10 protein-coding genes and 1 pseudogene are annotated in these 8035 nt (G+C 66.1%); 4 read left to right on the forward strand and 7 right to left on the reverse strand.

Annotation, left to right across the window (positions count from 1 at the left end; all coding sequences use genetic code 11):
• Positions 1 to 319: 319 nt before the first annotated feature.
• Together ACFVDP_RS27440 and ACFVDP_RS27445 are read left to right on the forward strand one after the other, a co-directional pair.
• A complete protein-coding gene (locus ACFVDP_RS27440; RefSeq protein ID WP_383494966.1) occupies positions 320 to 1435 on the forward strand; it encodes a HEPN/Toprim-associated domain-containing protein in 1116 nt (371 codons plus the stop codon).
• Between the two features lie 43 nt (positions 1436 to 1478).
• Complete coding sequence (locus tag ACFVDP_RS27445) at positions 1479 to 1643, forward strand: hypothetical protein (protein ID WP_383494969.1); 165 nt, start codon at positions 1479 to 1481, stop codon at positions 1641 to 1643.
• Between the two features lie 974 nt (positions 1644 to 2617).
• Here the strand turns inward: ACFVDP_RS27445 and ACFVDP_RS27450 are convergent.
• The 6 genes and pseudogenes from ACFVDP_RS27450 to ACFVDP_RS27475 all read right to left on the reverse strand — a co-directional run bounded on the left by ACFVDP_RS27450 (position 2618) and on the right by ACFVDP_RS27475 (position 5370).
• Positions 2618 to 3250 carry a hypothetical protein gene (locus ACFVDP_RS27450; RefSeq protein ID WP_383494972.1) on the reverse strand — a complete coding sequence of 211 codons (633 nt, stop codon included), beginning with the start codon at positions 3248 to 3250 and terminating at the stop codon, positions 2618 to 2620.
• A 3-nt stretch (positions 3251 to 3253) separates the two neighbouring features.
• Complete coding sequence (locus tag ACFVDP_RS27455; RefSeq protein WP_383494975.1) at positions 3254 to 3544, reverse strand: hypothetical protein; 291 nt, start codon at positions 3542 to 3544, stop codon at positions 3254 to 3256.
• Between the two features lie 468 nt (positions 3545 to 4012).
• Positions 4013 to 4228 carry a hypothetical protein gene (locus ACFVDP_RS27460; protein ID WP_383494977.1) on the reverse strand — a complete coding sequence of 72 codons (216 nt, stop codon included), beginning with the start codon at positions 4226 to 4228 and terminating at the stop codon, positions 4013 to 4015.
• 82 nt (positions 4229 to 4310) lie between these two features.
• A complete protein-coding gene (locus tag ACFVDP_RS27465) occupies positions 4311 to 4724 on the reverse strand; it encodes a hypothetical protein (protein WP_383494980.1) in 414 nt (137 codons plus the stop codon).
• A pseudogene (locus ACFVDP_RS27470) lies at positions 4672 to 4920 on the reverse strand (hypothetical protein); the annotation flags it as partial. The gene ACFVDP_RS27465 and the pseudogene ACFVDP_RS27470, both read right to left, overlap by 53 nt.
• A gap of 216 nt (positions 4921 to 5136) precedes the next feature.
• Positions 5137 to 5370 (reverse strand): hypothetical protein, encoded by a 234-nt coding sequence (locus ACFVDP_RS27475; protein WP_383494983.1) that lies wholly within the window; start codon positions 5368 to 5370, stop codon positions 5137 to 5139.
• Between the two features lie 579 nt (positions 5371 to 5949).
• Between ACFVDP_RS27475 and ACFVDP_RS27480 the strand changes: the two genes are divergently transcribed.
• A complete protein-coding gene (locus ACFVDP_RS27480) occupies positions 5950 to 6693 on the forward strand; it encodes a hypothetical protein (RefSeq protein ID WP_383494985.1) in 744 nt (247 codons plus the stop codon).
• Positions 6694 to 6860: 167 nt separating this feature from the next.
• On the opposite strand, the gene ACFVDP_RS27485 is transcribed toward ACFVDP_RS27480, so the two are convergent.
• Positions 6861 to 7049, reverse strand: a complete 189-nt coding sequence (locus tag ACFVDP_RS27485; protein WP_383494988.1) for a hypothetical protein — start codon at positions 7047 to 7049, stop codon at positions 6861 to 6863.
• Positions 7050 to 7250: 201 nt separating this feature from the next.
• Between ACFVDP_RS27485 and ACFVDP_RS27490 the strand changes: the two genes are divergently transcribed.
• Positions 7251 to 7883 (forward strand): HNH endonuclease family protein, encoded by a 633-nt coding sequence (locus tag ACFVDP_RS27490; protein WP_383494991.1) that lies wholly within the window; start codon positions 7251 to 7253, stop codon positions 7881 to 7883.
• Positions 7884 to 8035: the final 152 nt, after the last annotated feature.

Here is an 8035-nt window from a genome sequence, read left to right on the forward strand (position 1 = left end):
CCCCCTTGAGCGCTTCCCGCTCCGAGAGCCGATCCTCGTCAGGCGGTTCCTCCGGCGAGGAGCGTCGAAGCCGGCTCGACACGGTCGTTGCGAGAAACGCCAAGCTCAAGATCACCAATCGAACCCTCAAAGGACATCTGAAGCTGGCTGAGGCTCAGATCCAACGCCTCGCTTCTGAGAACGCACAGCTACGACAAGCCCTGGAAACGTCCGCCAAGGTCACCCACATCGGCCCAGTTCGGCAACCACGACCCTGAAAGGTCAACGTTTGAAACTATGAGCACCAAATGATCTCGCAGCACACCGATCGGAGAGGCGCATGGGGGACAACTGGACCCTCCTGCTTGACGGCAGGCAGATCAGGTTCGGGAAGAACGAGACGCCCGCCAAGCTCATGACGGTCTTCCGTGAGGAAGACAAGTACCAGCACCTCGAATGGGCTCGGCGCGTCGACGAGGTCAACGCGCGTGGTGAGGCGACGTGGGACGAGCTCGATGAGTTCGAGGGCTTCAACCATCGTGAGCTCTTCGGTTACCGGACCACAGTCCAGACAATCATGACTCGCCTCAAGCTGATGGGCTTCGATCCCGATCGATGCAGGCAAGAGATGATCAAGGATCTCGAAGGCTTCAACGAGGATGACATCGAGGACGGGCTTCTGGTGTTGAGCCGTCCCACGCGAGAGCGCAAGCAAGCGGTCTACCACAGGGTCTCTGCCGCCGAGGTCCTCGACATGGGGATCGCGGCCTACCTCAAGCGGGCGGAGGCATTCGAGAACTGGAAAAGGGGGGACGATCGCCCAAAGCTGGCCGAGCTGCAAGAAATCTGCGTTTCGAAGCTGGACTTCTTCTTTGATGACCTCGCAGTCGATCCGAGGCTTTTCCTTGTCCTGATCCTGAGCTCTCAAGATCCAAAAGAGGTCCTGCAGCTCGACATGAGCGAGCTGCTCATGGCTGGCTACTTTGATAGCAGTGAGGCGGTCTCTACCGAGGCCCTCCAGCAGCTGCGAGATGAGACGGCGAGTAGTGGACCCATCATCGTCATCACTGAGGGGAAGTACGACTCCCGAGTGCTAGGCCGGGCGCTGCGTATCGTCAGGCCCGACATCGCTGGCTACTTCGCCTTCTGGAATCTTGAGGAAACCAAGGCGGCCGGCGGGACGGACCGGGTAGTCGCCAACCTCAGGAGCTTCGCAGCCGCAGGTGTGATGAACCGCGTCATCGCCCTCGTCGACAACGATGCGGCCGGACAGGCTGCACTGAAGACCTTGGCCAGCCCGGCTCTTCCCAAGAACTACATCGCTCGCAATCTGCCCGATCTGGACTACGCGCGCCTATCCAACCCTCGGGCCTTCGGGCCCAAGCCAGGACGACGTCAACGGCCGAGCTTGCTCCGTCGAGTTCTACTTCGGCCTGGACTGCCTCATCGGCCCTGACGGAAATCCCGTCCCCATCCACTGGACATCGCTGAACAAATCGGTGAACACGTGGCAGGGAGACCTGCAGAACAACAAGCACTACGTCGAAGAGAGGATCGATGCTCTGCTTGACGCCGCGGAAGCTGGACAGGTGCCGCTGGACAAGCGCTGGGATCCCCTTCGCGAGATCGCGCAGATGCTGATCGATGCTGCCCAGAGCCGGTAGTCGCATCTGGCACTGCCAGAGGTCAACGGTCTGCTCCAAACCATAGCCACAACCTCGCACGGGCCTGGTGGCAGTGGCGCCGCGCAGAACAGACAGTGAACGAACCGACGGCAGCCCTGCGGGCCTCGCCCAGCGAGGTTGTCGACCGCTCCTCCATCCGCGGCCTGGTGGCCGAGGTGGCACAGCGGCACCCACTGACGGCAGGGCGTGCGCGAACTGGTCGCGGCGGTCCGGACGGCCGCCCCGGCGTAACCGGCAGCGGCCGCACCGCGGCGCGTGCCCGACGACGTGTTCGTCTGGCAGCACGGCCAGATGCGCGCGCGACTCCGTCGACGCTGATCGAAGAGGGGCTCACCGCCCCGCACGATGTCGCTGTCTCTGTCCCTTGCGCGCACGTCACCAAGGGCCGCACCCCGCGAGGGTGCGGCCCTCTTTAGCGTTCGCGGCTCGGATCAATAGTGCTTGTCGGGCGGGTACATCGGGCAGATATCGGGTCTGCAGGTAGGGCGCCGAGCGGTAGAACTTCCGCCCGGCCGCACGGGAGCGCCGGTAGATCGCGGACGCGGTGACGGCGTGCTCCTCGCGCAGCACCGAGGTACATCCCGTGCGGCTGCAACGCATGGTGGCGCCGTCGCCTTCGGCGTCATAGGCGGTGCTCGCTGAGGCGATCCTGGGATCCAGTCGGGCAGCAGCGTCCCGGAAGCGGGCACGGTGGCTCCGTTCACTTCTAGGGGCAGCGTTTGTCCGCCAGTTTGGGCAGCGGTTGCGGATCCTGAGGCCCGTGAATATTCATGAGAAATAGCAGCGTGAGCTGCGCGCGGTGCATCACTACCTGGCGAGTGCTCGGGGGAGTCCGATTCCGACCTTCGCCAGCATCTGGCCGAGGAGACGCGACGTCGGATGAGTCACCCGCACACGCGAGAAGGGGGAGGCCACAGACACGAGGGTGTCCGTGGCCCCCTTCTCGCGATGAACTAGCTGGCCCTGACCCGCAAGTGCGCCGAGACGTACAGCGCGCGACGGTGCTCCTGCATGCGGGTGGCCGGTGCGATCCTGCGCCAGGCGGAGATCCAGCACATCAGATCCGAGACCCCGCACGCCTCCAGGAACAGGGCGTAGCGGTCGAAGCGCGGCACCGTCGTGTTGCGGGCATGCAGCATGTCCCCGACCGTCGCGCGCTTCAGCTGCCCGCCGGTGCGGCACTCCAACTCGCGCAGGGAGGGGCACAGCGCCCAGCGGTGAACCTCGCGCAGCTTCTCCACCAGTTCCACGGCGGACTGAGCCGCCAGCGGGTCGGGCTCTCCGAGCGCTACGACATGACGGTCCTGGATGCTGCTCGTCCGACCGCGCGGGAACTTCGAGCGCGCGAGGAGCTGGACGTAGGCATGGTCGAGCCCGAGCTTGTCTGTCAACGGGACGCCCAGCACCTTCCGCAGGCGCAGGAACATCTCCGGGTCTGGGATCACCACGGCGTCGAGGTAGCTGTCCAGCATCCCCCGAGAGAGGCCCAGATACTCGGCCAGGGAAGCCCGGATGAATGATGAATCGCGCACGTAGCCCTCCATGGCCACCCGGTAGCGCGAGTCCGGCTGGAGGCGAACCGCCATGATTCAGCGCTCCGTGCGGGCGCGCATAATGGCCGCGACGGCGTCGACGAGGATGGCCGCGATCACAGCGCCCACGCACTCGATCGCGTGCCCGGACATGGAGCCCCACGCCAGGAGAAGCACCGAGGCCAGCGCCAGCAGCACGCGCACGAGGAGGCTGCGGCGCGTGCTGGCCTGGGAGGCCTTGGTGCCGCTTCCGAAGAAGCCGAGGCCGGAGCCGGGGGAGGGGCACAGGATGCAGCCGGGGCCGGCCAGGGCCGGACCGAAGGTCACCGTGATGAAGATGTGGGGCATGAGCTGACTCTCCGATGTCTCTGTGGTTGGAGGGCGTCGGGTGGTTGCGGAGGGGGTGTGAGTCCCTCCGGCGCTGTCGCGCAGGGTCAGCATGCAGGGGCGCATTGGGCCGGGCAAATCCCGTTGTGTGTAGGCGATTTGGTCACTTCGACAGCCATCCGTCGGCGGTGCGGTAGCCGGTCGTCAGGGGGTCTCGGATGGCCGTCCGGCACTGTCCGGGAAGTACTACATGCCGTGCCCGCGGATCTGCGAGAAGACGGTTATCCGTCCGGCACTGTCCGAGGATTTTGTAGTACACCCTGTCCCTAGCACACTGCCGAGGCATGAGCTGCTCTGTGGTTGGAGGGCTCGATCGGGCCTTGTGAACCCGATCTCTCGTGACGCACGTCACATGACGTGTAAGGCCCGTGCTGCTGCACGGGCCTTACACGTGTTCCAGGTGCGTCCCCACAGCCCAGCCGGCGGCGGTCAGCGGGTGGCGATTGGGAAGATGACCCCCGCCATGACGCCGACCGCAGCGATGGCGATGACCATCGGTTCGCGAGTGGCGGGGTGACGGTATGCCAGGTACGCGAGGCCTCCGGCGAAGAGGACCGAGACCAGACAGAGCAGGACGGCGACGAGCAGGGCGAGCGTGGACACGGCGGACTTCTCCCAGGGAATCGGAGCATGCGCGTCTCGCATGCGGGGCGGAGCATGAAGGGCCCGCACCTGTTGTGTCTCGCAGTGGGGGAGCGGGCGATGCGGAGTGTGCGACCCCTGGGGGCTAGCTGCGCAACCCGTCCCCGCCAGACGCTGTCGCCGCGGCACGCCGGGCCTGCTCGGCGGCGAGGCGCTTGGCCTTGCGACGGACCCGCTCGCCGAAGGCCTCGGCATCAAGGGCACCGGCATGGACGGCGGCTTCGGTCCAGGTGGTCCCCTCGCCTTCCGCGTACGCGAATACAACCTGGCGTTCGGCCGGGTTCATGTCCCGCAGCACGCGGTTGAGACGGTCGTCTTGGAAGACGCCGCCCGCCGTGTGTGCGAGGTAGTCGACGTCGTCGGCGACCAGATCGTAGAGCGAGAGGTTGTCGCCGAGCTCGGCGTCCAGGGACAGGACGCGCCCATGACGGGTGCCGCGTCGCCACAGCGGCACCAGCTGCCGGTGCACCTGGCGGGCCTCCGCCTTCAAGGCGCCCATCGGCCGTGGCCTTCGTCGTGGACTTCAGGTTGCCCTTGCTGTCCGTGGTCACGGTCTTGAGGGTGTTGTAGGTGCTGGTCCCCTTCTTCTTGAACTGGAGCTTCACCGGCTGCTTGGTGTAGCCCGCGTACTTGTAGGTCTCCCAGTTGGCGCGGGTCAGAGCACCGGTGACGGTGATTGTCTTGTTCTTTCGGAGTTCAAGTTCGCGTGCTCCGGCACCTGCCTGAAGGCGGCGTCAATTGGCTGGTATCTGCCGCGTCTTCGCCGCCGGGACTGTTTGGCCGTCCCGGGCTCGGCTGTCACCCCCTTGGCATTCTTGTGAAGCCGCGGCCCGGCACGGCACGATCCGCGTGATTGAGGGGGGGATCGGAGGCAAACGGCATGCGCCGGAGCAGCGGGTGCACGGCGTCAATCAAGGAGCTTGATTCACCTCGTCGGCAACGTGACGCACATACCGGCTGTGCTCCCAGTCAGAGATCCGGCCGCAGCCGGTGCATGCGGCCGGCCCCGCCCGGGATCGCGCGGAGATCACGACCACATCCCCAAACTCCTCGATCGAACCGACCTCCACAGCGTTGAGCTGCGGCAGCAGTTCCCAAACGTCATCGCACACAGGCAGCATCCCGCTGACGGGGAGGGATGTCACGGCCCAACCGAATCGATCACCAGCTACGAAAATCTTGTATGAGCCAGGATCCGCACCCATCGAAGTTCGGCTGCGGGCGGTGCTATCCGCAACCTGTTCTGTGAGTAGGTGTACTCAGGTGCGGCGCGAGCCTGTCGCATATCGTCATGAGATGGCCATGCAACCAATGCGGCAGGCTGCAAGCTCCATGGCAAGACGCGGTGGTTACCTGGCGGGCAACGCGTTGTGGCACGGGTGGCTCGTGCTCACCCATGTCTTGCCGGAGCGGGTCCGGTGGTACCCGCTCTGGCTTGGGTCTGTGATGTGGAATGGGAAGGGTGGCAGAGGCGGCATCAGCCGCCTCTGCCACCCGCGCAGGTCGACCAGAGGGCAGGCCGGCCTGTAGTCGGTAACGGGACCTCGCCACCGGGCGCGACGCCCGCAACGAGAGCGGCACAGAGCTCCGCTCGGCCCGGCGTAACCAGCACGTATGCCGTGGACGGTACGGCTGGGGCTTGTCTGTTCGGTGGATTCCGCCCGTCCGGGAGGCGTCGTGGGGCATGGTGGGGGGCCAGGGGGACGGGTGGTTGGGGAGCGCCGATGGTTCACGGACTTGTTGTGCTCACAGGGGCCGGGCTGATCTGGACTGTGGTGCGCCTGCTGCACTACCCCGGTCGCTGGGAGCACCTGTTCGGGAGCCGGCACCAAAAGCAGCGCCGCGGTCTCGCCCAAGCGCGTGGCACCCTGCGTGCCTTGCAGATCAGCAACCATCTCGAGATGGGGCGGGCCCACGGGAACGTGATGCAGGCGCGGTCTCAATACCGGCGCCGCATCGCGCGCATCGAGCAACGCATCGAGCGACTGAACGACCCCGGTCCGGGCCCCTACGAAGACGAGCTGGGACCGCTTGTACGGCACACGCGTGTACTCATCCACCACGGCCGCCACATGAACCTGGCCGGCGTCAGGCTCTGGCACGAACCGGACCGCCACCTGCCCAAGATCTACCTCTACATCACCGAAGCCGACGGCTCAGAACACCTCGAAATCCTGGAGCAGGAACACTGCGACGAGGAGAGGCTCCGACGGTTCTGCGTAGCCACCCACGCCGCGGCAGCCAAGGAAGACCGCAACCAGCAGCAACGCCGTGAGGAGCTCCGTGCGGCCGAGGAAGAACTGGCCGACGCACGTGAGGCCACCGACCCGATTGAACAGGCGGAGCAAGACCGCAACGACACCCGGACACACCACCAGAACCAGCCGCGCCTGCCGCAGGCGCGCAAAGCGCTGGACGACGCCCGGGACGCATGGCAGCAACTGACCGGACACCGACCCCTGCTCTGAGCCGTTCTGTCCCAAGTCCCCCTATCCGTGCTCGTCCCGGTCCAACTCGCCGGTCCGCGAACCCGATATACCCCCAGAACCGTCCTTGGCTGCCGCACGGCAATTGACAACCCGACGACGGCCAGTTCGGCGAGCGTGCCGGCTGACAAGAATGCAGCGGCCCGCGCCTACCCATCGAACGGCACCCGGGCCGCCAGGTTTTTCAGCAGCCAGCGCGCCGTCTCCACATCCGGCTGGTAGCCGTTCACCACTGCGGCCAGCACGGCCACCACCTCCTGCGCCTCCACCAACGACAGCAGCGGCAGGAGCGGGGACGGCGGGTCCTCCGCCAAGGGGAGGTCGTCGATGTCGGTCACGCACGGTGCAACGGGGCGGCTGGCCATCAGGTCACGCGGTATGACGTGCCGACTTTCCGCACCTACGGGTGACCCGGCCGCGCGTGCCCCCGATTTGGCGTGGCCGATCCCGCTACGAAGATCACAACCTGTCGGCATCTTCAGAACGGGACCTTCGTGCGTCTTCTCGCCACCGCAGCCACCGCCACAGCAGCCCTGAGCATGCTTCTCGCGCCCACCGCCACCGCGGCGGAACCCGGCCCGCTCGGCAAGCCCGGCGACATCCTCACCATGCCGATCGCCAACGCGGTCAAGGTGCTTGACGAGGCCGACGAGCAGCGCACCGGCTACCAACGCACCTCGTTCAAGCACTGGATCGACGCCAACAAGGACGGCTGCAATACGCGCGCCGAAGTCCTCAAGAGGGAAGCCTTCATCACCCCGCACATCACCGGACGGTGCACGATCACCGCAGGGGAGTGGTACAGCGCCTACGACAACACCTACCTCGACGACGCCGGCAAGCTCGACATCGACCACCTCGTGCCGCTCGCCGAGGCCTGGGACTCCGGCGCCGGCACCTGGACCGCCGCGGAGCGCGAGGCCTACGCCAACGACATCGGCGACGACCGCTCCCTCATCGCCGTCTCCGCCAAGACCAACCGGTCCAAGGCCGACCAGGACCCGGCCACCTGGCTGCCGCCGTTCGCCGGCGACCGCTGCCAGTACGTCACCGACTGGGTCGCCACCAAGATGCGCTGGCAACTCGCCATCGACCCGGCCGAGAAGGCCGAGCTGCTCGACGATCTCGCCCAGTGCCCCAACAAGCCCGTGAAGATCACCCTCGCGCGGTAGACCATGAACACCGGCACCTTCATCCAGGAGGCGCCGGTGCCGAGGGGGGGGGCGGGGGAAGGAAACATCCCCCGCCCGGAGAGGAAGGGGGAGACAAAGGGGGGCGTGGGAGGGGATCCGCCAGAGAGAAACAAGAGGGTCCAAAGGTCGTG

It is taken from the genome of Streptomyces sp. NPDC057694 (genome assembly GCF_042799415.1).
In the GTDB taxonomy this organism is placed as follows: Bacteria; Actinomycetota; Actinomycetes; order Streptomycetales; family Streptomycetaceae; genus Streptomyces.

What these genes read in the sequence shown, in the direction of transcription:
- ACFVDP_RS27440 (WP_383494966.1), top strand. Translation starts at nt 320, where the DNA reads ATGGGGGACAACTGGACCCTCCTGCTTGACGGCAGGCAGATCAGGTTC.
- ACFVDP_RS27450 (WP_383494972.1), bottom strand. Translation starts at nt 3,250, where the DNA reads ATGGCGGTTCGCCTCCAGCCGGACTCGCGCTACCGGGTGGCCATGGAG.
- ACFVDP_RS27455 (WP_383494975.1), bottom strand. Translation starts at nt 3,544, where the DNA reads ATGCCCCACATCTTCATCACGGTGACCTTCGGTCCGGCCCTGGCCGGC.
- ACFVDP_RS27460 (WP_383494977.1), bottom strand. Translation starts at nt 4,228, where the DNA reads ATGCGAGACGCGCATGCTCCGATTCCCTGGGAGAAGTCCGCCGTGTCC.
- ACFVDP_RS27465 (WP_383494980.1), bottom strand. Translation starts at nt 4,724, where the DNA reads ATGGGCGCCTTGAAGGCGGAGGCCCGCCAGGTGCACCGGCAGCTGGTG.
- ACFVDP_RS27480 (WP_383494985.1), top strand. Translation starts at nt 5,950, where the DNA reads ATGGTTCACGGACTTGTTGTGCTCACAGGGGCCGGGCTGATCTGGACT.
- ACFVDP_RS27490 (WP_383494991.1), top strand. Translation starts at nt 7,251, where the DNA reads ATGCTTCTCGCGCCCACCGCCACCGCGGCGGAACCCGGCCCGCTCGGC.